The organism is Lactobacillus hamsteri DSM 5661 = JCM 6256, from assembly GCF_000615445.1.
Taxonomy (GTDB): Bacteria; Bacillota; Bacilli; order Lactobacillales; family Lactobacillaceae; genus Lactobacillus; species Lactobacillus hamsteri.
Window position 1 is genome coordinate 1 of record NZ_BALY01000013.1, and the last position, 23,999, is coordinate 23,999.

The window sequence follows — 23,999 nt, forward strand, 5'->3', positions numbered from 1 at the left end:
TGATTTGGGCGTGAAATTTGATAACAATGATGTTACTGAACCTGTTGGTGGGCTTTGGCGTCGTGGTCATAAACCAGTTGAACCTATGGGTTATGCATATATTCATATTTTAGGAGATTGGGTTAAGGAACACGGTGCCCATCTCTTTACAGATACACGTGTCAAGCATTTGATTATTGAAAATGATGCTATTAAAGGCGTAATTGCCGAAAGAAAAGATGGTAGTAAAGTTACGGTTCATGCTAAGGCAGTTATTTTAACGGCTGGTGGTTTTGGCGCTAATACTAAGATGGTCCAAAAATACAATACTTATTGGAAGCATATTGATGATGATATCGCGACTACTAATTCTCCAGCTATTACGGGAGATGGTATTAATTTAGGACTTGAAGCAGGTGCTGATTTAGTTGGAATGGGCTTTATTCAGTTGATGCCAGTTTCTGATCCAAAGACTGGTGAATTATTTACTGGACTTCAAACGCCTCCTGCTAACTTTATTATGGTAAACCAAAAGGGTGAACGTTTCGTTAACGAATTTGCAGAACGTGATACTTTGGCTAAGGCGGCGATTTCTAACGGTGGCTTATTCTATCTTATTGCCGATGATAAAATCAAGGAGACGGCTTATAACACTACACAGGAGTCGATTGATGCACAAGTAAAGGCTGGCACATTATTTAGAGCAGATACTCTTGAAGATTTAGCCAAACAAGTAGGCATGGACCCAGATATTTTGGTTAAAACTATTAAAAATTATAATTCTTATGTTGATCAAGGCAATGATCCAGAATTTCATAAAAATGTGTTGGGACTTAAATGTGAAGTTGCCCCATTTTATGCGACTCCTCGTCGGCCTGCTATTCATCATACTATGGGTGGACTCGTAATTGATACTAAAGCGCGCGTCTTAAACCATGCAGGACAAGCAATCAAGGGCCTTTACTCAGCTGGTGAAAATGCTGGCGGTCTTCATGCTGGTAATCGTTTAGGTGGAAACTCATTGGCTGATATCTTTACTTTTGGTAGAATTGCTGCTAATACAGCTTATGATGATATGGAAGAATCTGATGCAACTAGCGGAGCTTCTCAACATTAAAAATAACGAAAATAAAACGCCTAGGAAAAATTCCTAGGCGTTTTTGTGTGAAGTAAGTAAAAAATAGTTAATTAATATTATTTATTTTAAAATGCCAACTTTGTCGATCTTTTTAAGAATATCTTTGCCGTGTGGGGATTTTAAAATTGCATCACTTAAGTCGCAGCCAGCTTGATTGCCGTGGTGGTTACCGCCAGCCCAATGATTATTGTTAGTGACATCATATACGATGCCGTCAACTGCTACATAAGCAGGGCGACCATCTTTACCGTCATTTTGCTTTAAGTCTTCTAAAGTAAATTCTTTCATATAGAGGACTCCTTTCATAAGTAAATTTATACGTTAATATAATGGTAACACCGTGTCACTGTATATGCTATTAATTTGAAAACTCTTATTACTTTCTTACAAATTACCTCGCCAGCCGGCGATGTCTTCTGCTTTAAAGTCATAATCTAATTTTTTACCATAGATTTTTTCGTATGCGGCAACTTTTTGTTCATAATCCTTTTTCATCATTTGAATAGAATTTTCTTTTTCACTCAAAGTTACATCTGGATAAATGACTGGTAGGACATGAACGATATATTTGGTTTGGTAAAAATGATCGTTTTTCTTTTCTAATTTAGGCAAATTTTGAATTTCTACGAAAACAGAAATGATAGGTACGTTCTGCTTAGCGGCGAAATAATAGGCTCCTCGCTGTGGCTTGCGAGGCTTGCGGTAATTCCACCACATCTCTTGTTCAGGATAAATAAGCACCCAATTATTGCGATCTAGAGCGTTATGGAGATGCTGAATGAAAGGACCGCCGATATAATTCGGACTATTTACCAAAGGGATGGTACCAATATAATTCATTAAGTATCTAAAAAAGCCAGGCAACATTAAATTAGTGTCTTCAATTACGATTGAAAGTTTACGATGTTCATGTTCAGCCAAACGCTTGATAGTCAAAGCATCAACTTGGTTGAAATGATTAGAAGTTACAATTGCACCGCCACGAGGTAAATCACGCAAGTTTTCGGTACCCTTAACTTCAGTCGAAGCAGTAATTGTGTGAGAAAAAGCGCGAAGCATTAAATGACCAATTCCGTTGTTCAACTTGCTAGAAAAGCTATTTTGATGTTTCCAAAAATCATTTACTAGCTTTAAACGTTCATCTAGGCTCATAACAGGATCGCCAATTTCCACCTTTGCTGTGAAATTGCGATCGTTTGCGGCTTTTTTTATATTTTCAATTACTTGTTCACGATTGTCGCCAATAATCATTAGACATGCTTCTTTCTAATTAGATTCGAACGTTTTCAAACTTTTTAACTTTAGCCCAAGTGTATTCTTCTTTTTCGATAGATTTAACTTTTTCGGCCATTTTAGCTAAGTCATCGCGAGCGCGTTGACGATCCTCATCGGTAAATTCGGCTAATTGCTGACGAAGTTCGTCGTAGTATTCATTATCTTTAGCAACTTCCCAGAAATAGTTACCATATTGTACATCGTCAAAATGCCATGGCTTGAAGAAAAGGTTGTAGTGAACGATCTTAGGATCTTCAATTTCAGGGATACTTTCGTTAGGCATTGCGTCCCATTCTTTAGGAAGATGATAAATTTTATCTTCACAAATTTCGTTCATGTAAGCTTGATCAGGATCGACATTATCGAAGTGATATTTTTCAATTAAGTAATAGAACTTATCGATGAAGTGCTTGTCTCGGAAGGCTTTCGTATTAAAAAGGATTACCCCGTTGTTGATGTATTTTTCTGGTGGGAAAATACCTTGGCACTTTTTAATATATTCTTGAAGAAGAGGCATGTAACGAATGGACAAGTCAGGACAGCTAGCAAACATGTTATCGCCAATGTCGATATTGTACATTTCGGCAATGTCTGTATTAACAATAGTATCGGCATCTAAGTAAACAGCCTTATCATATTGTGGGAAAAGTTCCGGAATAAATAAACGGTAAAAAATAGACATAGTGAAGAATTGACCACGTAAGTAATTCTCTTCACTATTGTGGATTGGTTTAACCATGTCATCGTTAATATGGAAAACATTAACGTGGACGTTTTCAGTCGACATGTTTTCTAAACTTTCTCTATGTTCATCACTGATACTTTGAACTAAAAGAGTGATGGTGTAGTCATTTTCAGGACTAGTATGGTTAATTAACGATTGAATTGATACGGAAGCGTAAGGTGTGTAGTTGTCACTGATAGTATAAAAAATAGGAATAGTCATGTGTTTTCCTCCAAATTATTTGTGTAGATTATTTTTTATTGTTAGATATTCGTTAAGCAGGTCATCATATTCATGAAGCTTCAATACGCTATGAACCCGTTCAACATCCCAAGGCTTAACTGTTTGAGTATGAAAATATGGCTTAAACCGGAAGCTAGTAGTGAAATGCTGAATAACTGTGTCGGGATGCAAGCGATATTGTTCATTATATTTTCTCGACATAATTCTCTTTTTCACAGCCAATTTGTTGAGCGCAGTTTGATCTGGGAAAAACATTTTTTTCACCTGCATCATGTGCCGAATGCGAGCAAATAATTTAGTCTGTTTGATTTCTTTCATGTTTAAAAGCAAGACGCCAGAGTTTAGGTAATCAAATGCTTTTCGTTGCTTAAAGTTATGGAAGAAAAATCTTCCCCAATAATCGAGAACCCCGACAAGCTCAATATTGTCCAAATTTTGTTCATAAAAACTCGTCAGATCTTGGCGGACAATTATATCATCATCCAAGTAAAGAATACGGTCAGGAATTTGTGGCAATTGATCCGCAAATAATCTGAGCATGGCGTAAGGGGTAAAACGTGTTCCCATGTTCGCTGACGGTGGCTCTTGAATAAAGAGGCTGGTACAATCAATTAATTCCAAAGTATTCTTAGGATTCTTTTTAACCAACAATGAACGAATATAATCAGCCGCATGTTTGGAAAAGGGTTGATATTGTTTTTCGTCGCTTTGAATGTACATTGTTAATACATATAAATGTAATTCTGCGTTGGTATTTTTTAACAAAGACAGAGTTGAAATTAAAACTCCATCTTCGGCATTGTGATCGCCACAAAAAAGTATGTTCATATAACTTCTCACTTTTTATTTCTGGTTGTTTTTTCATAATTATAGTAATTATAATTGCTTAGTTTAGCACGACTAGTAAGACTCTTCCAAATTTGCTCGTACAAGTTCTTTTGTGCCTGTTTTTTGGATAAATTTTTATTAGGATAAAAAGGGCCATCAATATAAACTGTAATTTTAGGTCTTTTGAAAAGTTTAGATTTGCGATAAGTACTTGTCGCAGTGAAGCTTGGAGCATTTAATGAAACTGGAAAATGCATGCTGGTTTCATCAAAAGGACGTATTTGTGTATAGTATGGCCAAACATGAGCCTCAGGATAAATCAAAACCACGCCTTTTTTATCAGAAATGATAGTTTGAATAGCTTTAATTAATTTAATGGATTGCTTAATATCATTTCCAACTGGCAGTCCCCCGTAACGGACAAGATGCTTTCCAATAAAAGGGATGCCCCAGTTTGCTTGTCCTGCAATGGCATAGAAGTTTTTTATCGGAAAAACAGTTAAAGGAGTAAAAACATCGCCCATTGGTTGAGTATGATTGCCATAAACAAAATAGCCTTGGTTATGAATTTGCTGAAGCTTTTCTTTTCCTACAACATGAACATGCAAAAATCCGCGAGAATAAATCCAGCCAAATCCAGTGGCTAATATCCGCGCAATTTTATTCCAAATGCGAGATGGAAGAGAAGTGGGGAGAATTTGATAATCGTCGGGTAGAGCAAAATCTTGCTGAGCAGAATTAACAACATCATCGGTTGTTTTTTCATAGTAGTAAGTTTTCATGTATTCTCCCTCCCTTTTTAAATAAAGTTACTTAATTTTATCATATGAATAATCTTCAAAAATAAAAAAGGCGAAACGTATCAAATTACGTTCCGCCTTAATTTTTGGCACAAAAAAAGCACCGACTTCTCGCAGTGCCATTTCCATATTGGTGGGTGGCCAGGGGATCGAACCCTGGACCCACGGATTAAGAGTCCGTTGCTCTGCCAGCTGAGCTAGCCACCCATATTTCGTATCAGTTCATCGCTGACAGTTAAATATATTATCAAGTAATCGACATTTTGGCAAGAGTTTTTTATAAAAAAGTTTAGAAAAATAAAAAAGTCGCTAATTAGCGACTAAAAAACTAAAGTTTATCCTTAATTTCGTATGGCTCACCTTGTTTATCATCACGGATTTTATCAGCGAGATAAATTGCATAAGTACCATTCTTTGTGTTCTTGGCAATTACAATTTGGCCAGCGGTTGGTTTATCAGCCTTAATAATTTGAGCACTGCGACGAGCCTCTTTAAAATCGTGAGAAGAGGCAATGGCATCGCCAGGATTAAAGAATACATTTTCATTGTTCATAGGAAAGCCCCCTTATTAAATATTTCTTACCTATATTTTATCAACAATTGATCATAAAAGCTTATTAAAACAAGAGAGCTAAGAAATATTTAAGTTTTACGGCACAAAAAAACACTGCCGAAGCAGTGTTTCTAAATTATGGGTGGCCAGGGGATCGAACCCTGGACCCACGGATTAAGAGTCCGTTGCTCTGCCAGCTGAGCTAGCCACCCATGTCATAACCGACAGCTATTATTATGCAACCAATTGCAAAATAATGCAAGCTTTTTTTGTGAAAAATATCAAAAAGATTTTTCAATTGCCTTACATTAAGGTTAAAAAAGGGACGTAACGTTGGCTAATATTACAAAATTCAGTATAATATAGGGGCAAAGGAGGCACATTTCGATGCCAAAGAAAATTCTCGTCGTCGATGATGAGAAGCCCATTTCCGATATCATTAAGTTTAACTTAACTAAGGAAGGCTTCGACGTCGACACTGCCTATGATGGTGAAGAGGCTGTTAAAAAAGTTGACGAATATGATCCAGATCTTATGATTTTGGACTTAATGTTGCCAAAAAAAGATGGACTCGAAGTTGCACGTGAAGTGCGTCAAACTCATGATATGCCCATCATCATGGTAACTGCTAAAGATACTGAAATTGATAAAGTTTTAGGACTTGAAATGGGTGCGGACGATTACGTTACCAAGCCATTTTCAAATCGTGAGTTAGTAGCCCGAGTAAAGGCTAACTTACGTCGTCGTGACATTGTTAAAAAAGCAGAAGCTGCTACTCAAGATGAAACCGATAAGAATATTAAGATCGGCAACTTGGTAATTATGCCGGATGCTTACATTGTTGAAAAGAATGGTAAAAAGATTGAACTTACTCACCGTGAATTTGAACTTCTTTACTACTTAGCTCAACATATGGGTCAAGTTATGACTAGAGAACACTTATTACAAACTGTTTGGGGTTATGACTATTTTGGCGATGTGCGTACTGTGGATGTAACTGTTCACCGTTTACGGGAGAAGATTGAGGATAATCCAATCCAACCTCAAATTTTGATTACCCGTCGTGGTGTTGGTTACTATGTAAAACAGCCAACCGAAGAATAATTAAGAAAGCCACAAGACTGTCTAAGTATGTGGCTTTCTTTTTGTATTACTATTTTTTGAAAGCAAATGGATAGATTAAAAAAGAAAATAAAAAAGACTTTTAATTCAATTAACACTAAATTGGCAGTTGTCTTCATGCTCATGCTTTTAGCAACAATTGAAGTCATTGGAGCATATTTTACACGACAACTAGAACAGAATAATATTGAAAATTTTCAATCATCGATTCAAATTCCGCAAATTGTGACTAATCAATTGTCAAATCAGTTGGCTAGAAACAATAAAAACACGGATGATCGTTTAAATGGAATTATTAACGATTACAGCAACAGTTCTTCAATTAGTGAAATTGTTGTTGTTGATAATAAGGATATTATTCGTGCTGTTTCGACGTTAAACGACAAAGGTCGAGTAGGCCAAAGAGTAAATAATACTGATGTTAAGCAGGTAACTTCAACAGGACGGCAAGTTACAAAAGTAATTAATGATCATGGAACTAATTACATGATTCAGGTTTCTCCACTTAGCAGCGGCAATGGTTCAACTAACAATGTTGGAGCAATTTATGTGAGAGCAAATATGCAAAGCTTATTCAATGATTTGCGAAATACTTCATTTGCCTTCCTTGTTGCTTCATTAATTGCGGCTATTTTGGGAGCAATTTTGGCTTTAGTTATTTCACGAGCAATCACGCGTCCGATTGAAGAAATGCAGGAACAAGCCTTAAGCATCGCGGATGGAGATTATTCTAATCAGGTTAAAATTTATTCTAACGATGAATTAGGACAATTGGGTAAGGCGTTTAATACTTTATCAATTAGAATTGAACGTTCTCAAGAAGAATCCGACAGTGAACGAAGACGACTGGACAGCGTTTTGTCACACATGACAGACGGTGTTTTAGCTACAGATCGTCACGGCAATGTTAGTGTTGTTAACCAAATGGCACTTAATTTCTTAAATACTAAAGAAAAAGATATTATCAATAAACCAATTAATGAAGTTTTAGGTCTAGATGAATCTGCCCAAGATCTTATTTCTAATCAAAAGGAAATTGTCGTAACTGTTAATGGTGGCACACGTGATGAAATGATTTTGCATGCTAGCTTTTCTTTAATTAAAAGAGTTACGGGCTTTGTTTCTGGTAGTGTTTGCGTTTTGCACGATGTTACTGAACAACAAAAGAATGAAAATTCACAGCGACAATTCGTTTCTAATGTTTCGCACGAGTTGAGAACGCCTTTAACTAGTTTGCGGGCTTATATTGATACCTTGAATGCCGGAGCCTGGAAAGATCCTGATATAGCGCCACAATTCTTGCAGGTTACGCAAGAAGAAACTGAGCGGATGATTCGAATGATCAATGACCTTCTTAGCCTATCCAGAATGGACCGTGGTGTTTCCAAGATGGAGCCCGAACTTGTTAACATAAATGATTTCGTTGCCCATATTCTTAATCGTTTTGACATGATTGTTAAAAACGACGAAAAGAACGGTAAAGATAAAAAGAAGAAATACACCATTAAAAGAGAACTAGGCAATCAAGCATTATGGGTTGAAATTGATACTGACAAGATGATGCAAGTAATTGATAATATCATGAACAATGCGATTAAATATTCTCCTGATGGTGGGGTAATCACTGTTCGTTTGGTTCAAAATCAAAATCATGTCATTTTAAGTATTTCTGATCAAGGCTTAGGTATTCCAAGAAAAGATTTGGATAAAATCTTTGATCGTTTCTACAGAGTTGACAAGGCACGTTCGCGTGCTCAAGGTGGTACAGGCTTAGGTTTGGCAATTGCCAAAGAAATTGTAGAAGCCCATCATGGAAAAATTTGGGCTGACAGTAGTGAAGGCAAAGGTTCTACCTTCTATATTTCATTGCCTTATGAACCAATGAGTGAGGAGGATGACTGGGATGAAGTTTAAATTTAAATTCGGCAATTTTTTCCTATTCCTAGGAACTGCACTTGCAATTATCTTGTCAATCGTGCTTTGGATTTTCATTATGACTAACGATCAACGCTTTAGTCATATTGATCAGCAACGCAGCTCAAGTGTTGATAAAGAACAGCTTAGAAACCGCAATACTAAGGATTTGTATGATTTATACATTCCTACTAATTCTTATGGTTTTAAAAACGGCAAAGTTTATCGCCTATATGATTCTAAAAACAATCTACCATTTGAATTTTCTAAAGATTTAAAGAGAGCAAAGGTAGATAATGTTTCATCGGAAAAAAGCAATCAGTCCAGCTATGAACAGCTATTAAACAATCCTAATTTTATTCAACTTACTTATCCTGATGAAATTACTTTGAAGCTTTTTGGTGATTATAGTCGCGGAAAAAGTAATCGAGAGTTTAATAGGATTTTTATTCCTAGCTCAAATAAATGGATCTATTTAGGCGATGATGAAACTAATCAGCTTTATCGTGTAACGCTTAAAAATGGCAATTTCGATCGCTTGCGTAAGTATGCCAAGGATGCCAGCTACAATGATCAGGTTGAGTTTGTACGCTTGAAATCAGGATATTCAACTTTTTATAGTAAAGAAATCGATTGGAAGGTTTATAGCTATTTAACTAATCATCAATCAGATTCTTACTTTGTAAATCGTTTATTAGGTACTTCAGGAGTGTCCAGCCGAACTTCTAAAGATGGACAGACGACCTATTCGCTTAATTACTCTAATCGTTTAAGAGTTCCAAAAGCAGGCAAGAATCCTGAACACAATTATCTTTATACCAGTTATGAAAAGGGCAAAATCCCTAGCACGACAAACCGTCTGCTTGATAGCGTCTACTATGTTCATAATTTGGGATTAACTGAGCAAGATTTGCGTTTCTTTGATGCAGATAATAATAGCGTTAGTTATACGAACTATATTGAAGGAACTCCTGTATTTTTGAATCAACATGATGTACAAGTAAATACAACGTTTTCAACAGGAGCGGTTTCAATCGCTTTTAACAGCATCAATTTCCAAATTCCAATTCCATTCGATGGTCAAACTGAAAAGTTGGAATCTACTGGACAGATGATTAAGAACTTGCAAAATCATGGCATAAATAAAGATGATATTGAAAAAGTCTTAGTTGGCTTTAGAGTTGAAAAAGATAATAGCACGATAGCTTAATCAATTTGATTCCAACTTATTACGTTAAGGCTTACGGTGAATGGAAGAGTGCTGGTGAATGGTCGAAACAAGATATGAGCGTTTATAAGACTGCAAAAACTGAAGGAGTGACAAAATAAATGGATCATAAAAGAATTGAATGGTTATTTTTAATTGTCTTCCTGTTAATTGATATTTATCTTGGTATTGAAATTTTACGTTCACCCGTTAGCTTGTCTAATACAAACACTAATATGAATAATTCCAATATTCGTGTAGAAATGCGTGCGGATGGAATTGAACTACCTAATAATATTTCAACGTCTCAAGAATCAGGATATTATTTGGCTGCGAAAAATCGCGATTATTTATCTGATAAAATCTCATCACTTACCCAAGTGGATGCTTCTTATTCTAAGAGCACCAACACTTTAACTGCTACACCCAAAGATGTGATTCAGCTTAAGGGTAATAAAAAAGATGTTTTGAAGCGGCTTGATATGTTTAAAAATGATTCGCGTAATGTTCCTTACGGGATGCAATTTAAATATGAAGCCAATATGTCAGGCGATGATAACTATACTTTCGTACAAACATCTGAATACGGCAGCATATATGACAATTCAGCCTTGCTTACGATAAATGTTAAGGATCATATGATTGAAAACTACACGATGTCTTATATTGGGCCTGTTAGTCCGGTACGTGAACTTCAATCAACAATTTCACCTTGGCATGCTGTCAGGGCAATGTATACTGATCGAGAATTAGCTAACAATTCTCGCGTTACTAAGGTAAAATTAGGCTATTCAAAATTAACTGAAGTTCGTGGCAGTACGATTTTGCTTCCAACTTGGTTAGTTTGGGTTGAAAATAAAACAACAAAGAATGTAACGCTAAAGCGAGTTAACGCTTATACGGCGCAAATGATTCAAACCAATACGTCATATAATGTTGAAAAATAAGAGGGATTTACGTGCAGGTTTCTATTTTAGCTAGTGGTTCGACGGGCAATACAAGTTTAATTACTACCGGACAGCATAAAATTTTAATGGATGCTGGCTTGTCTGGAAAAAAGACGAAGGCTTTGCTTGCCGAAGTTGGCGTAGATATTAATGATATTGATATGGCCTTTTTAAGTCATGATCATAGCGACCATAGTGCTGGCTTGGGTGTTTTAATGCGGCGTTATCCTAAAATTGACGCTTTTGCGAATACAGGAACGTGGGATTATTTGCTTGATACTAATAAAATTGGCAAACTTCCCGTTCAGCAGATGAACACGATTGAACCAGGTCAGACAAAGACTTTCGGTGATTTAGACGTAACGGCATTTGCGACTAGTCATGATGCGGCCGAACCACAATATTATGTTTTTGAAAGTGGTGGTAAACGCATTGCCTTTTTGACAGATACGGGCTACGTTTCGGAAAAGGTTGAAGGTACGATTAAGGACGCGGATGCATATATGATGGAATTTAATTACGATACAATGATGCTTCGTGATGGCCCGTATTCCTGGTCGCTTAAACAGCGAATTTTATCTGATGTTGGCCACTTGTCAAATGAAGAGGCAGGACAGGCGCTTGTCGATGTTGTGACGCCTAAAACCAAGCATATCTTTTTAGCTCATCGCAGCCAGCATAATAATACTGAGTATTTAGCTCATGAAACAGCTAAGGAAATGCTGGTGGAGGGGGATACTAATTTGGATTCTGACGTAAAGATCATTGATACAGAGCCGAATAAGCCGACGGATTTGATAAAAATTTAATGAATAAACATAAATGTTTCATACAAATTTCAAATTTTATCGGTATAGTTAATACAAACAAGGGGGATTGAATATGGAAAATAATTCAAACAATCAAAAACCAAGAAAAAACAATGGCATGATTGCTAAGACAGCTATTGTTGGTGTTGTAGCAGGTTTAATCGGTGGTGGAATTTCTTACTATGGATTAGATCAATTAAATAATACGCAAGTTAATAACGACCAAGCGCAAACTTCAATTAGTTCAAACAGTGCTAAGGTTTCAAAAAATAGTGCTAAAAATAGTGGCACAATGACCACTGCTTACAATGATGTTAAAGGTGCTGTTGTTTCCGTAATTAATTTGAAGCGTCAACAATCATCAACTCGAGCGATTTTTATGGCCTTTTTGGTGGTAGTGATGATAATAGCAGCAAGAAGAGCGATAAGCTTGAAACCTACAGTGAAGGTTCCGGCGTTGTTTACATGAAGTCAAACGGCAAGGGTTACATCGTAACTAACAATCACGTTGTTTCTGGCAGTGACGCTATCCAAGTTTTGCTTGCTAATGGTAAGACTGTAAATGCCAAAATTGTTGGTACAGATAGCGCAACTGACTTGGCAGTTCTTTCAATTGATGCGAAGTATGTAACTCAAACGGCTGAATTTGGCGATTCTAAGAGCTTACAAGCTGGTCAAAGCGTAATTGCCGTTGGTTCTCCACTTGGCAGCGAATACGCTTCTACGGTAACGCAAGGGATCATTTCAGCTCCAAGCAGAACAATTACAACTTCATCAAACCAACAAACTGTAATTCAAACAGATGCGGCTATTAACCCAGGAAACTCCGGTGGTGCATTAGTTAACTCAGCTGGCCAAGTAATTGGGATTAACTCAATGAAATTGTCACAATCTAGTGACGGAACTTCTGTAGAAGGTATGGGCTTTGCAATTCCATCTAACGAAGTTGTGACTATCGTTAACCAATTAGTTAAGAATGGTAAGATTACTCGTCCACAACTTGGCATAAGAGTAATTGCATTAAATGGCATTCCATCTGCTTATAGAAGTCGTTTAGGTATTCATTCAAGCTTGAAGAATGGCATTTATGTTGACTCAGTAAGCAAGAATGGTTCAGCTGCTCGTGCAGGTATGAAAGCCAAGGATGTTATTACTAAGGTTGACGGCAAATCAGTTTCTGATGTAGCTTCGTTACACAGTATCTTGTACAACCATAAAGTCGGTGATACCGTGAATGTAACTGTTAACAGAAATGGTAGAGATATTACCATGAAGGTTAAGCTTGAAGGTAACTAAACAAAATAATAGCAAAATTTTAAAGGCTCTGTGATGCGTGTTTCACGTATTTCAGAGTCTTTTTGTTAACTATAAAAATGTGTAACATTAAAAAGTTCGGAAATTGCTGTTGTCAAGTTGAGTTAAAAACAGAAATCAACAGCACTTGTGGATAAAACTGTGGATTGTGGATAACTTGAATAGAAAAACATATCGAAATCTGTGGATAAATTTAAAACTTTTTGTAATAAATAGTGAAGAAAAGTTAATTAAAACAAGCGTTCATAGCTTTAAAATGGGGTTTTCACGCCTAAAGTTTGTGAAAAATCAGTACACTAAAGAAAATTGTGGGTAACTTTTTTCAATAATTTTTTAACCACAAGTTATGCTACTGTTCATAAGTCTTAACCACAAAATGTTGAAAGAAAAAGTAAAGTGGAAACAATAATAATTAGGGAATAAAATAGACACTATGAATATTAAGATTGTTTGTGTAGGAAAACTAAAAGAAAAGTATTTTAAAGATGCGATTGCAGAATATGAAAAACGTTTGAGCAGATTCGCTAAGGTGAAGATTGTTCAAGTTCCGGATGAAAAGGCACCGGAAAAGTTGAGCGACGCGCAGGATGAACAAGTTAAAGAGATCGAAGGCAAGCGAATTCTAAGCAAAATTAAGGATAAGGAATACGTGTATGTAACTGCGATTAAAGGAAAACAACGCAGCAGCGAAGAATTTGCCAAAGAAATTGCGGATCTTGGAACTTATGGACATTCTGATATTACCTTTGTCATCGGCGGAAGCTTGGGGACAAGTGATGAAGTCAACAAGCGTGGGGATGATATGATTAGTTTTGGTAAGTTGACTATGCCTCACCAGCTCATGCGTGTTGTGCTTATTGAGCAGATCTATCGTGCATTTATGATTAATAGCGGCAGTCCGTATCATAAGTAAAAAAGCGTTATCCATGTTGTGTGGATAATGCTTTTTGTTTAATAATAAAAAATCCCATATCTGGGATATATCGACAGATAATTCCAATGAATTAGTTACAATAAAACGGAATAGTAATATAGCGGTGAACTTTATGTTAGGTGAAAAATTTCGAAAGCTTAGAAAAGCTAAAGGCATTAATATATATAAAGCTGCAGAAGGAATAACCTCTAAATCAAGCCTGCAACGTTGGGAAAACGGTCAGGGGGAAATGTCGATTGAAAAAGTAATGGCATTGCTTAAAAAAAGTTCATGTACAACCAGATGAATTTGTGAGAAGTTTAAATGATTTAAAAGTTTATACTAAAAATGTTACAGTTGCTTATCAAAATAATGATATAAACGAACTAAAAGATATGGCTAGTAATCTTTTGAATATTTATTATTTAGATCATAAAAATAAGAAAGTATTTTTTCAAGCTGCCATAGCATGTAATTATTATATGGATTTTACTAATATAAATTTACTGAATAAAAATGATGTACTTCGTTTAAGAGCATACTTTTCATCCATAAAAAATTGGACAAGAGAAAATATCGTTATTTTTGGTAATGTACAATTGCTGTTAGATGGTGAATACGTTTATGCAACTGCCAGATCATTATTAAGTTGTTTGATAGATAATAAAAATGATGATGATTTTATTAATAAAATGGCTGTAACTAGTTTATTGAATGCAGTTTTTGTTTTGATAAAGAAAAAATCCATTAAGAAAGCTTGTAAACTTTTAACTCAAATTAAGCATTTGAAGTGTATTAATGAGCTTCATTTTAGTCAAATTCGTATAAAATATGCTGAGAAAGTTTTTTCTTGTATAAAAAGAAAAAATACGCAAGAAATGGATGATTTTTTAGCTGATTTAAAATCTATAGGTTTAATACAACAGGCAAATGATTTTGCACTTGGATTTTCTCAAATGAAAAATATTTATGGTTTTTAAATGTTAATCCCATATATGGGAAGTTTTAATAATTGTATAAATTAAATAGATTATAATTTAAAATAAGGATTCATTTTTAATCAGATATAGAGAAGAGGATCTTTATGAAAAAAGCAAAAATTATTAGCTTGACTGCAGCTGCACTTTTAGCTGTTGCGCCAATTGTTTCAACTTCAATTGTAAGTGCCACAGATGCTACACAGACAGGCAATACTGTTACATCAAATAATACACAAACAACTACAAGTGAAACTGAACAAAAAATTTCAGCTCAATATACTCACGATGGTAAAACTGAAGAAATTGATCCAAATAATCAAACTTTCCAAATTGCGGCAAATTCTACTTTTGATCCAACTAATATCACTTTAACTAATGGTGATACAGTAAAAATTTCAGGCAAGGTTTCAGTTGTTTCAAATCCTGTTGACACGTCAAAAGCTGGCGATAGTTTCACAGTTCAATTATCAGGAGTAAATAATTCAACTATTTCTTATCAAGTATTTGTGAAGCCAACTGGACTTTTCCAATTGAATTTGCCACAAAGCTATGTGACAGGATTAGGTGATACGGATACTGTTTACCAAGGTCAAGAATATTACATTACTAACAACGTAAGATTTGCAAGAGGAGAATTCTTTACTGGAATTTCTAATCAATCACAAAATGCCACTAACAATTCAGTAAAATGGGTTGCCACTAAATATTTAGCAAATAGCAAAACTACAACTTCTGATGCTGAGACGAAGACAGCTACTATGAGAGTGATGCACACAGCACTTTTGTATAATAAAAATGGTGATTCATTAGGTGAAAAATATAACTCATATCGACAAGTAACTGTTAATGCTTCAATTGTTACCATCAACGGTACTAAATATTATAAATTGGCCAATAGGGATGCATACATTAAAGCAACTAATATCAGTGGCGTAGGTCGAGTATTAACCAAGAATGCCTACATCTACGCAACAAGCAAACGTCGTGCAGACAGAACAGTTCTTAAAAAGGGCGAAACAATCACAACATACGGTGGCTCATACAAATTCAAGAACGGTAAACGTTACTACAGAATTGAAGGCGCCACAGCCACTAACAAACGCTATGTCAAAGTGGTAAATTTTGAATAATCCCTAGGCTCACACTAAGAAAGTAATAATCACAATGAAAAAGATCATCATTCAGACTTAGAATGATGATCTTTTGTTTTACAAATATTTACTTACCAGTGTGGGCCATTACCAAATAATTATTTATACCGTCTTTTTTCACAGTGGCGAAATGAACGAATAAATATCTGGCTTGCTTGTTACGCAAGTTGTCACGGTGAACCCAATGACTGCCAGCATCGTGATACATAAATTGGTCAAATAATTGTGTAGCAGCATCTTTAGGGCTAATAGTGCTTGAGCTGTACAAATAACCTTCGTTTTCACTAATGCGGTATTTGTATTTGCCAAATGCTGTAAAGCACATCGTTCCATTAGGTCTTTTATGTCCATCCAGAGTTCCTGTTTTCTTAAAAGTACGCACGAATTCGTTGAAACGAACTTTGCTACGTTTGGTCAACCATGCCTTGGTATGCAACTTTCTTGCGCCACGTTTAGAACGGTATTGGTTAAGCAAGTTAGTGAAAGTTTTTACTTCAGTTGATTGAACTGAAGCTTGAACAGTTGCAGGTTTAGAAATTTTGTTTGCTACAAAACCGCCCATAGCTAAGCAACTTGCTGCAGCAATCATAGATAGTAATTTTTTGATTTTCATAAATATACTCCCTAATTCATTCGATGTTTCAATTCAATTTTACTAGTTTTTGGAGTAGGAAAAAGATTGTATTTTGAATTAATCGTTCTTATCTAGCCATTTTTTTAGTAAATCAATATATTCGTCAGTCTTTTGTACAAAAGGCATATGACCGCAATGTTCAAATAATTCCCACTCACTATTAGGAATGCGATCGTACATTGTTTTAGCTACATATGGGCTACATAAATCGTCCGTTCCGCTCGTAATCAAAGTTGGAACCTTAATCTTGCTTAATTGTTCAGTATATTCGTAATCGTGCAAATTGCCTTCAGGAGTATATTCGTTAGGTCCCCAGGCCGTTTCGTAAGCAACTGTTCCACCGATTTTTTCACGGCGAACGCACTCAGGCAGGTCTTCTGTCATCTTAATAATATGCTGGCTCATGAAATGGTCATTAGCTTTTTGATAGTCGAGATCAGAAAAATTATGCGTAATTTCAGCGCGATGAATTACAGCTTGTTCTTCTACAGGCAAGTATTTAATCATACGGTGAAGTTCTTTTGACCATAATTTTGCTGAAGACAAGGTAGAAGAAAGGATCAAACTTTTGATTCCTGCGGGATGGTAGTCACACATATAGATAATAGCGAGCATGCCGCCCCAAGATTGACCTAATAAGTGTATTTCGTGAAGATGAAGTCTTTCACGCAAATTTTCCAATTCTTTGACCCATGTTTCCTTGGTATAAAACTCAGGATGATCGTCAGGGATGCTAGAGTTTCCGCAACCTAATTGGTCATACATGATAATTTGACGATCATCTTTTTCTGCCAATTTGTCCAAAACTTCAAAATAATTGTGACTTGAACCAGGGCCACCATGAAGAAGAACAAGCGGAGCCTTTTCATTTCTTTGACCTACGCTACGATAGTAAGTTTCATAACCCATGAATGAAATTTTGCGTTTGATAATTTCCATCTTTTTCACCTACTTAAACATAAATAAACAAACATTGAATACGATTAAAACAAATATAAAAAGACCCCGATCCTGTTTAGTTAATGGAATTTTTATAATTGCTGAACGTTTTTGATCTTCTACATAGCCATGAGATTCTATGCCTTGTGCTAAATTTTCCGCCGATGATAAGGCGACTAGGATAGCCTTAAAATAAAGCATCGGTGACCAAAAACTAAGATATAATCCACGCATCATTCCAGCTGTTCGAATTTGCTTCACGGCCATTTTCATTCTTGGAATAATATTCAGTGCCGCCAAAACGCCATAGGCAAACTTGCTTGGTAAATGCATATTTTGTTCAAGGGAGCGTGCCAATTCAGTTGCTGTTGTCGTTTTGACAACGCAGGCTATCGTAAAGACGTAAACATAGATACGACTTGATAAGACCCAAGCGTAATAGTGGTCAGGATGATCATTAAACCAATAAAGCGTCGCAAAAACCGTAAAAGCTGCGATTAATGGTACGAAAACCAATAGAAGTAAATCTTTGATTTTAATTTTTTTTAATCAATAAAAAAATAAACGCACAAGCAATAACGATCAAATTGGTGATTAAACTTGCCTTCAAAGATATTTCCAGGGAAATAATGAACGCCAATAAAAATTTAAGACTTGGATTCATACGGAGCCTCACTAATGTAATTTAACTGCTGATCGTCCAAATTAAGCCGATAATCGCACAAATCTGCCAACTCGTCTATCTGATGGCTGATGATTAAAAACGTCTGTTGCAGCGATTTTTGCGCTTCTCGCATGAGTTGAACAACTTGCTTAATTGAATTTTTATCTAAACCAGATAAAGGCTCGTCAATAAGCAAAACTTCATGTTTGGTAATAAGCATAAGCAAGATTTGTAACTTTTTCTTTTGACCGCCAGATAGGGAATAAACTACTTGGTCAAGATGGGTATCTAAATCCAATAGCTTCAATGCTTCTTTGATCCGCTCATCGGTAAAATAAGGATTACGATCTTTTTTGCTTAAATTAATCTCGTCTTGTACTGTAACAGCTAAAAATTGATCATCAGTACATTGAAAGATTTGCGCAACATGAAGCAAATATTTTCTAGCTTTTAATTTAGCAATTTCCTGATTTTCAAAGGTCATTGAACCTTCATAGGGGATCATTTTGGTTAAAGCTTTAAAAAATGATGATTTGCCTACACCGTTTGGGCCAGTAATTAAGGTGATTTTGCCTTTATAAATCTTTAAATCATCTTGCTTTAAGAGAAGTCGATTTTGTCTTATTTCGGTATTTTTTAAAGAAAAAACTTTTGCGTTATTTAAAGTAGGTAAAGCAAAAATAGACTTTTTATCGCTTGCTTTAATATCAAAAAGCTTCCGTGTTTCTTCAAAAGATAATTCGTAAACAGTTTGATTTTTAAAGGAAAAGACATGATCACAAATGTTTTGATAGTCATCAAAAACGTGATCACTAATAATAATTGTTTTACCTAAATTTTTAAGTTCGTTTAGCTTCTCAATTAAAAACTTGCGTGCTTCCGGATCAACACTGGCAAAAGGTTCGTCTAATAAAAGTAAATCAACGTCCATTGCGACCAGAACAGCCAAGCTACACGTTGCTTCTCACCGCCAGACAAAGTAATGATCTTTTGATCAAGAAATTTGTCAATTTGTGAAAACTTTACCGCAAAGTCCAATTTTCTTTCATATTCATCTTTATTTAATCCTAGATTTTCCAAAGCAAAAATGATTTCTTCGCGTGGCGTTGCCATTGTAAATTGCTCAGCAGGATTTTGAAACATCATTGCCTTAGTTAAACCGTTCAATACGATTTGACCATCCCTGTGTCCTGCGTATTTCGGATAAAGCCCCGCAATTAATTTGAGCAAAGTTGATTTGCCGCATCCAGTAGGGCCTGTGAGTAAAGAGAGACCAGCCGGTATTTCTAAATTAAGATCTTTGATAATTAAATCTTTCTTTCGATAAGCAAAAGAAAGGTGTGAAATAGTAATTTTTGTCATTTTTGCACCAAGATATCTTTTTAAGATGATTGTACAAAAGCAAAGAGACCATGTCTATTTGCAAATGTGTGCAAAGCTAGCTTTAAGCTATGATTTACACCTATTTTTGATATATAATAAAGCTATAGTTATTTATTTATGAAACTTATTGATAGGAAGGTGGACGTATGGCAGCTGTAGCTTTAGATCAATATCTTGAGAGTATTTTGCGTTCCGATAGAAGTGGAATCAATGAAATAAAGTTAAAAGCAGGTAATCCAGAATTTGATCTTTTTACCATCTACCTTGAAAATCATAATAATGGCATTCATGCTTATGATATGGATGTATCCACTATCTTATATGTAGTTAGTGGCAGTGCAACGATTAAAAGCGGTGAAAAAAGCATTGATATGAAAGTCGGCAATATTCTTTTGCTTACGGAAGGCAGCAATTATCGCGTTGAAAATCAAACGGATAGTACAGTTTTAGCCAAATTAAAATTTAATCCCGGCTTTAGATATCGTGAATTCTTTAAAGATTTTGCTTATAAGGGCCAAAAAGAGCAAAATGTCATTGATCAAATTATTGATAGTCTGATGAATGAACATGTTTTATGGCTCAAAACCAGCCAAGTTACTCGTTCATCACAAGTTATGCAACATATTATCGATGGCTATTTGAATAATGATTTGTTCATGCGTGCATTAATTGGTGCAGAATTAACCGTTATGCTCATTCTTTCAATTAGAGCACAAAGAATGGCTACGCCAACTAGTTTAGATAAGACTAAGTTTGAAGGCAGCGTTTTAGATAGCTATATTGATGAACATTATGCAGATATCAATTTAACAGCTGCAGCTAAATACTTTGGCTTTAATCCTAATTATTTCTCTAATATGGTTAAGCAAAAGACTGGCAAGAGCTTCGTTGATCATGTTGATGAACGGAGAATGCAGGAAGCTCGTGAACTTCTTGCTCAACCTGATATTTCTTTGAAAGAAATTATTGCAAGAGTAGGTTATTCAAGCAAGTCTTTCTTCTATAAGAAATTTAATCAATTTTATGGTGAAACGCCAGCCGCAATGCGTAATCGTTTATTTAGAGAAGCAAACATTAATTTGAAGTAAATAAAAAGCTTTCAACAACGTTGAAAGCTTTTTTCTTACATTTTTTCAAGTCTTGCAATACGATCAGCTGTTGGTGGGTGAGTATCAAACAGGCTTCCAGCATGTCTAAATGGATTTTCAATATACATGCCGCTGCTTGAACGATCAGCCACTTTCATTGGATTGCTGTTTTCAATTTTTTCTAAAGCCGAAATTAGCCCTTGCGGATTACGCGTTAATTCCACGGAACTTGCGTCCGCTAAATATTCGCGATTGCGTGATAAAGCCATCTGCGCAAGAGACGCAGATAATGGTCCTAAAATTAATACAAATAGGATTGCGACAACTTTAAAAATCATTGTAAAAGCATTGTTATTATCGTTATCATCATCACGTCTGCTGCCTCCGCCCCACCAAATTAGGCGGGATGCCATGCCGGAAAGAAATGAAATTACGCCGACTAAAACAACAGCAACTGTTGAGAGGCGAATATCGTAATTTCTTATATGTGAAATTTCATGTCCTAAAACACCTTCAAGTTCTTCACGATTCATCATATCAAGCAAACCTTGTGTAACAGCAACGGCGCTGTGATCTGGATCGCTTCCTGTTGCAAACGCATTAGGACTTTGATCAGGAATAATGAAGACTCTTGGCATTGGAACTCGACCAACCATAGCCATATCTTCAACGATATGCCATAGTTCAGGATTATCTTGTTCATGAATTTCATGCGCTTGATTCAAGCTCATAACCATGTTTGCCGGATTGCGCATTACTAAAAACATGTAAATTAAACTACCGATTAGGGCAATTATAATTCCTGACCAGGGCGTGTTGCTAAAGAAATAGCCGAAACCAGCACCTACTAAAGTAAGAATAATTACGAACGCAGCCATAACGATAACGGTCTTGCGTTTATTTTGTGCAATTTGTTGATGCAGCATTTTTTTCTTACCTAGATTCTAAAACTTAACTTTTGGAACTTCTTTTTCTTCAGTTGGAGTTTCCAAGTAATCAACTTTAGTAAAGTGGTGAATCTTAGCAATGATATTAGATGGGAAAGTAAGAAGCTTTTGATCGTATTGAGCAGCACTTGAGTTGTAAAGCTGACGTGCATAAGCAATCTTGTTTTCTGTGTTAGTCAATTCTTCTTGTAAGTTTAAGAAGTTTTCGTTTGCCTTTAAGTTAGGGTAATTTTCTGATAAAGCAAAGATTGTCTTTAATGAGTCAGTGATTTCATTAGAAACTTTTTGAATTTCTTGGTGATCATCAGCTGGAATTTGCGTTAATTGATTACGCAAGCCAACCACCTTTTCTAAAGTTTCACTTTCGTGCTTAGCATAACCCTTAACAGTTTCTACCAAGTTAGGAATTAAGTCGTTTCGACGCTTAAGTTGTACGTCAATTTGACTCCAAGCTTCTTCAGTGTAGACTTTAGCTTTTTGCAAACCGTTGTATGCCGTAATATAAATCGCAGCGATTAAGACAATGATAATTAAAATTATCCATAATAATGGTGACATAAATTTACCTCCGTAATATTTTTACTTAATTGTATCTATACCGCGGTTTTTAGGCAATAAAAAAGATGCCGTCAAGCGACATCTTAATGTTTTTTCATGAATTAAATTTGAAGAAGAAGCCAACCAACAATAGTTAAAATAATCAAACCTGCAAATTGCATAAGCGTCCATTGCTTAAAGAATTTAGATTTGTTCACGCTAGCGTGTTGGTTGAAAGTCTTAAGCACAAGCATATTGGCCATAGATCCGATTGCAGAACCAAAACCACCAATATTTGAACCTAAGAATAAAGCTTCTGCGTAGTTGGTAAATTTACCAACTAAAATAGTTGAAGGAACATTGCTCATTACCTGACTTGAAATGATTGAAGTGAGGTAAGTTGAGTTCTCTGAGTTGACCCACATATGAATAATGCCCACAATAGCTGGAATTTGCTGAATATCACTGATAAAAATAAAGAAGCCAGTGAAAGTTAAAAGCAATGCGTAGTCAATCTTAAGCATAATTCGTGGATTGATCAAAAGCGCTAATACAATTGAAACAATCATTGGAATAACAATTGGCACTACGCGGAATACTCCGAAGAAAAAGAAGATAAATACAGCTGTAGTAATTAAAGTTGGGCGCCAACTAATTCTAATGCTTTGAGCTTTTTGAATAGGGATAGTTTCTTTGGGGATAAAGAAAAATACTATTCCCAAGATAATCATGGATGCAATTAAATAAGGGATTGACCATGAAAAGAAAGTAACAGCGTTAACATCATAGCGGCTAACCAAGAAAATATTATGTGGATTTCCCCAAGGCGTTAACGCGGCACCAATATTGGCTCCCATACCAATTAATGTGACTGGTAAAATTTGTGGCAATTTATACTTTTTAGCTATGTTCAAATATAGCGGTATTAAAGTTAATGCAGTAATATCGTTGCCTAAAAACATACCAGAAATAATTGATAACAACGTGAATAAAATATTTAACTTCCGTGTATTATCAGCAATGCTAGTTAGTTTGTATGCAAGAACATCCAAAACGTGCAAGTACGCATAGATTTGAATGATGGTAAGCATTGCGGCAACTGAGAATAAAGTATGAAAGTTTATATCCTCAAGCCGCGGTCTAGCAAAAAAAAGACTGATTATTGTAACCAGCACAGTAAACTGTAAAATTCTATCTTTAGCAATATTCTTTAAGACGGTCATAAAAGGTCCCCCTCACATATTACAATCGTCTAAAACCCTATCTACCATTTTGAGCCTTTTTTGCAATGTTCGCAATAATTAATTAGGAAAAATCTGCAGATATCTGGGATTTAAGCATATTCTTTGTATATAAGAGCGCTATCAGACTATAATTTTGGGTAAATAAGGATAAGACATGAAAGGGAATTAATTATGACTAAAGAGATTTCAATCAATATTAAGCCAGAAGCTGCAGAATTCATTAAAAGCAAAATGGATAATGATAACCAAATCGTTCTTTTAGCTTTAAATGACGGTTCTACTAAATATTCAAAGCAAGGTGGAACTTGTACAATTGGCGATAGTTTTCAATTTGTAATCTTAGATAAAAAAGATCCCGAATATAATATCAAAATTGATAACAATGCAGGTTTGAACTTGTATACTGCAGAACCAGAAACTAGCTTCTTTGAAGATGGTTTGGTAGTCAATGCGCGCAACGTAACATTAAGCTTGTCATCAGATAGTGGCATTATTGATGGCGGCGTAACGGTTGTTAATTGGAAACCATCAGAAATTACAGCTAAGGATTTACTTGAAGGCAAATCTTGCTAAAAACTGAACATGAATGATTGTGACGGAAGCAAGACTTCCGTCTTTTTTGTTATTAAACTAAACTGGAAGAAGGCTATAAATGTAAGGAGAGAG

At 35.6% G+C, this 23,999-nt stretch carries 22 protein-coding genes, 2 tRNA genes and 4 pseudogenes; 13 read left to right on the plus strand and 15 right to left on the minus strand.

The window, feature by feature from the left end:
* On the plus strand, positions 1 to 1,096 hold a 1,096-nt coding region (locus tag JCM6256_RS04595; RefSeq protein ID WP_025080607.1), incomplete at its 5' end, for an FAD-dependent oxidoreductase.
* A gap of 81 nt (positions 1,097 to 1,177) precedes the next feature.
* On the opposite strand, the gene JCM6256_RS04600 is transcribed toward JCM6256_RS04595, so the two are convergent.
* The 8 genes from JCM6256_RS04600 to JCM6256_RS04640 form a co-directional block, all read right to left on the minus strand.
* Entirely contained in the window at positions 1,178 to 1,405 is a 228-nt protein-coding gene (locus tag JCM6256_RS04600) for a cytochrome b5 domain-containing protein (RefSeq protein ID WP_025080608.1), read from the minus strand.
* Between the two features lie 96 nt (positions 1,406 to 1,501).
* Positions 1,502 to 2,368 carry a lysophospholipid acyltransferase family protein gene (locus JCM6256_RS04605; RefSeq protein WP_025080609.1) on the minus strand — a complete coding sequence of 289 codons (867 nt, stop codon included), beginning with the start codon at positions 2,366 to 2,368 and terminating at the stop codon, positions 1,502 to 1,504.
* Between the two features lie 19 nt (positions 2,369 to 2,387).
* On the minus strand, positions 2,388 to 3,338 hold the full coding sequence (locus JCM6256_RS04610) for a glycosyltransferase family 8 protein (RefSeq protein WP_025080610.1): 951 nt from the start codon (positions 3,336 to 3,338) through the stop codon (positions 2,388 to 2,390).
* A gap of 15 nt (positions 3,339 to 3,353) precedes the next feature.
* The gene (locus tag JCM6256_RS04615) at positions 3,354 to 4,187 is read right to left on the minus strand and encodes a glycosyltransferase (protein ID WP_025080611.1); all 834 of its coding nucleotides are present in this window, start codon (positions 4,185 to 4,187) and stop codon (positions 3,354 to 3,356) included.
* Positions 4,188 to 4,195: 8 nt separating this feature from the next.
* Entirely contained in the window at positions 4,196 to 4,969 is a 774-nt protein-coding gene (locus JCM6256_RS04620) for a lysophospholipid acyltransferase family protein (RefSeq protein WP_025080612.1), read from the minus strand.
* 149 nt (positions 4,970 to 5,118) lie between these two features.
* Positions 5,119 to 5,194 (minus strand) — tRNA-Lys (locus JCM6256_RS04630).
* 121 nt (positions 5,195 to 5,315) lie between these two features.
* On the minus strand, positions 5,316 to 5,540 hold the full coding sequence (locus JCM6256_RS04635) for a hypothetical protein (RefSeq protein WP_025080613.1): 225 nt from the start codon (positions 5,538 to 5,540) through the stop codon (positions 5,316 to 5,318).
* 139 nt (positions 5,541 to 5,679) lie between these two features.
* Positions 5,680 to 5,752 (minus strand) — tRNA-Lys (locus tag JCM6256_RS04640).
* A gap of 175 nt (positions 5,753 to 5,927) precedes the next feature.
* Between JCM6256_RS04640 and yycF the strand changes: the two genes are divergently transcribed.
* From yycF to JCM6256_RS10755, 10 genes and pseudogenes are all read left to right on the plus strand, one after another.
* Positions 5,928 to 6,644 carry a response regulator YycF gene (gene yycF, locus JCM6256_RS04645; protein ID WP_025080614.1) on the plus strand — a complete coding sequence of 239 codons (717 nt, stop codon included), beginning with the start codon at positions 5,928 to 5,930 and terminating at the stop codon, positions 6,642 to 6,644.
* 66 nt (positions 6,645 to 6,710) lie between these two features.
* On the plus strand, positions 6,711 to 8,576 hold the full coding sequence (gene walK, locus JCM6256_RS04650) for a cell wall metabolism sensor histidine kinase WalK (RefSeq protein WP_025080615.1): 1,866 nt from the start codon (positions 6,711 to 6,713) through the stop codon (positions 8,574 to 8,576).
* Positions 8,557 to 9,905, plus strand: a pseudogene (locus JCM6256_RS09790) (YycH family regulatory protein). Before walK ends, JCM6256_RS09790 begins: the two are co-directional and overlap by 20 nt.
* Complete coding sequence (locus JCM6256_RS04660) at positions 9,906 to 10,730, plus strand: two-component system regulatory protein YycI (protein WP_025080616.1); 825 nt, start codon at positions 9,906 to 9,908, stop codon at positions 10,728 to 10,730.
* Between the two features lie 11 nt (positions 10,731 to 10,741).
* Entirely contained in the window at positions 10,742 to 11,539 is a 798-nt protein-coding gene (locus JCM6256_RS04665) for an MBL fold metallo-hydrolase (protein WP_025080617.1), read from the plus strand.
* Positions 11,540 to 11,612: 73 nt separating this feature from the next.
* A pseudogene (locus tag JCM6256_RS09795) lies at positions 11,613 to 12,835 on the plus strand (S1C family serine protease).
* A gap of 451 nt (positions 12,836 to 13,286) precedes the next feature.
* Positions 13,287 to 13,766, plus strand: coding sequence for a 23S rRNA (pseudouridine(1915)-N(3))-methyltransferase RlmH (gene rlmH, locus JCM6256_RS04675; protein ID WP_025080618.1), 480 nt, complete (start codon positions 13,287 to 13,289; stop codon positions 13,764 to 13,766).
* Between the two features lie 34 nt (positions 13,767 to 13,800).
* The gene (locus JCM6256_RS04680; RefSeq protein WP_025080619.1) at positions 13,801 to 14,073 is read left to right on the plus strand and encodes a helix-turn-helix domain-containing protein; all 273 of its coding nucleotides are present in this window, start codon (positions 13,801 to 13,803) and stop codon (positions 14,071 to 14,073) included.
* Between the two features lie 4 nt (positions 14,074 to 14,077).
* On the plus strand, positions 14,078 to 14,746 hold the full coding sequence (locus tag JCM6256_RS04685) for an Rgg family transcriptional regulator (RefSeq protein ID WP_025080620.1): 669 nt from the start codon (positions 14,078 to 14,080) through the stop codon (positions 14,744 to 14,746).
* A gap of 104 nt (positions 14,747 to 14,850) precedes the next feature.
* Positions 14,851 to 15,876 carry an SLAP domain-containing protein gene (locus JCM6256_RS10755; protein ID WP_035438309.1) on the plus strand — a complete coding sequence of 342 codons (1,026 nt, stop codon included), beginning with the start codon at positions 14,851 to 14,853 and terminating at the stop codon, positions 15,874 to 15,876.
* Between the two features lie 88 nt (positions 15,877 to 15,964).
* Here JCM6256_RS10755 and JCM6256_RS04695 read toward each other — a convergent pair whose 3' ends face one another.
* From JCM6256_RS04695 to JCM6256_RS09810, 4 genes and pseudogenes are all read right to left on the minus strand, one after another.
* A complete protein-coding gene (locus tag JCM6256_RS04695) occupies positions 15,965 to 16,510 on the minus strand; it encodes a CAP domain-containing protein (RefSeq protein WP_025080622.1) in 546 nt (181 codons plus the stop codon).
* A 78-nt stretch (positions 16,511 to 16,588) separates the two neighbouring features.
* Complete coding sequence (gene pepI / locus JCM6256_RS04700) at positions 16,589 to 17,470, minus strand: proline iminopeptidase (RefSeq protein ID WP_025080623.1); 882 nt, start codon at positions 17,468 to 17,470, stop codon at positions 16,589 to 16,591.
* Between the two features lie 9 nt (positions 17,471 to 17,479).
* Positions 17,480 to 18,134 (minus strand): annotated as a pseudogene (locus tag JCM6256_RS09805) (energy-coupling factor transporter transmembrane component T family protein).
* Positions 18,118 to 19,496, minus strand: a pseudogene (locus JCM6256_RS09810) (ATP-binding cassette domain-containing protein). Before JCM6256_RS09810 ends, JCM6256_RS09805 begins: the two co-directional pseudogenes overlap by 17 nt.
* A gap of 167 nt (positions 19,497 to 19,663) precedes the next feature.
* On the opposite strand from JCM6256_RS09810, the gene JCM6256_RS04715 reads away from it, so the two are divergent.
* A complete protein-coding gene (locus JCM6256_RS04715) occupies positions 19,664 to 20,605 on the plus strand; it encodes an AraC family transcriptional regulator (RefSeq protein WP_025080624.1) in 942 nt (313 codons plus the stop codon).
* Between the two features lie 35 nt (positions 20,606 to 20,640).
* On the opposite strand, the gene htpX is transcribed toward JCM6256_RS04715, so the two are convergent.
* From htpX to JCM6256_RS04730, 3 genes are all read right to left on the minus strand, one after another.
* Positions 20,641 to 21,531, minus strand: coding sequence for a zinc metalloprotease HtpX (htpX, locus tag JCM6256_RS04720; protein ID WP_025080625.1), 891 nt, complete (start codon positions 21,529 to 21,531; stop codon positions 20,641 to 20,643).
* Between the two features lie 18 nt (positions 21,532 to 21,549).
* Entirely contained in the window at positions 21,550 to 22,110 is a 561-nt protein-coding gene (locus JCM6256_RS04725; RefSeq protein WP_025080626.1) for a LemA family protein, read from the minus strand.
* Between the two features lie 101 nt (positions 22,111 to 22,211).
* Positions 22,212 to 23,312 carry an SLC13 family permease gene (locus JCM6256_RS04730; RefSeq protein WP_025080627.1) on the minus strand — a complete coding sequence of 367 codons (1,101 nt, stop codon included), beginning with the start codon at positions 23,310 to 23,312 and terminating at the stop codon, positions 22,212 to 22,214.
* Positions 23,313 to 23,504: 192 nt separating this feature from the next.
* Between JCM6256_RS04730 and JCM6256_RS04735 the strand changes: the two genes are divergently transcribed.
* Entirely contained in the window at positions 23,505 to 23,906 is a 402-nt protein-coding gene (locus JCM6256_RS04735) for an iron-sulfur cluster biosynthesis family protein (RefSeq protein ID WP_025080628.1), read from the plus strand.
* Positions 23,907 to 23,999: the final 93 nt, after the last annotated feature.

Bases quoted from the DNA above. Each gene is read 5' to 3' on its own strand.
- JCM6256_RS04600 (WP_025080608.1), bottom strand. From the start codon at position 1,405: ATGAAAGAATTTACTTTAGAAGACTTAAAGCAAAATGACGGTAAAGAT.
- JCM6256_RS04605 (WP_025080609.1), bottom strand. From the start codon at position 2,368: ATGATTATTGGCGACAATCGTGAACAAGTAATTGAAAATATAAAAAAA.
- JCM6256_RS04610 (WP_025080610.1), bottom strand. From the start codon at position 3,338: ATGACTATTCCTATTTTTTATACTATCAGTGACAACTACACACCTTAC.
- JCM6256_RS04615 (WP_025080611.1), bottom strand. From the start codon at position 4,187: ATGAACATACTTTTTTGTGGCGATCACAATGCCGAAGATGGAGTTTTA.
- JCM6256_RS04620 (WP_025080612.1), bottom strand. From the start codon at position 4,969: ATGAAAACTTACTACTATGAAAAAACAACCGATGATGTTGTTAATTCT.
- JCM6256_RS04635 (WP_025080613.1), bottom strand. From the start codon at position 5,540: ATGAACAATGAAAATGTATTCTTTAATCCTGGCGATGCCATTGCCTCT.
- yycF (WP_025080614.1), top strand. From the start codon at position 5,928: ATGCCAAAGAAAATTCTCGTCGTCGATGATGAGAAGCCCATTTCCGAT.
- walK (WP_025080615.1), top strand. From the start codon at position 6,711: ATGGATAGATTAAAAAAGAAAATAAAAAAGACTTTTAATTCAATTAAC.
- JCM6256_RS04660 (WP_025080616.1), top strand. From the start codon at position 9,906: ATGGATCATAAAAGAATTGAATGGTTATTTTTAATTGTCTTCCTGTTA.
- rlmH (WP_025080618.1), top strand. From the start codon at position 13,287: ATGAATATTAAGATTGTTTGTGTAGGAAAACTAAAAGAAAAGTATTTT.
- JCM6256_RS10755 (WP_035438309.1), top strand. From the start codon at position 14,851: ATGAAAAAAGCAAAAATTATTAGCTTGACTGCAGCTGCACTTTTAGCT.
- JCM6256_RS04695 (WP_025080622.1), bottom strand. From the start codon at position 16,510: ATGAAAATCAAAAAATTACTATCTATGATTGCTGCAGCAAGTTGCTTA.
- pepI (WP_025080623.1), bottom strand. From the start codon at position 17,470: ATGGAAATTATCAAACGCAAAATTTCATTCATGGGTTATGAAACTTAC.
- JCM6256_RS04715 (WP_025080624.1), top strand. From the start codon at position 19,664: ATGGCAGCTGTAGCTTTAGATCAATATCTTGAGAGTATTTTGCGTTCC.
- htpX (WP_025080625.1), bottom strand. From the start codon at position 21,531: ATGCTGCATCAACAAATTGCACAAAATAAACGCAAGACCGTTATCGTT.
- JCM6256_RS04725 (WP_025080626.1), bottom strand. From the start codon at position 22,110: ATGTCACCATTATTATGGATAATTTTAATTATCATTGTCTTAATCGCT.
- JCM6256_RS04730 (WP_025080627.1), bottom strand. From the start codon at position 23,312: ATGACCGTCTTAAAGAATATTGCTAAAGATAGAATTTTACAGTTTACT.
- JCM6256_RS04735 (WP_025080628.1), top strand. From the start codon at position 23,505: ATGACTAAAGAGATTTCAATCAATATTAAGCCAGAAGCTGCAGAATTC.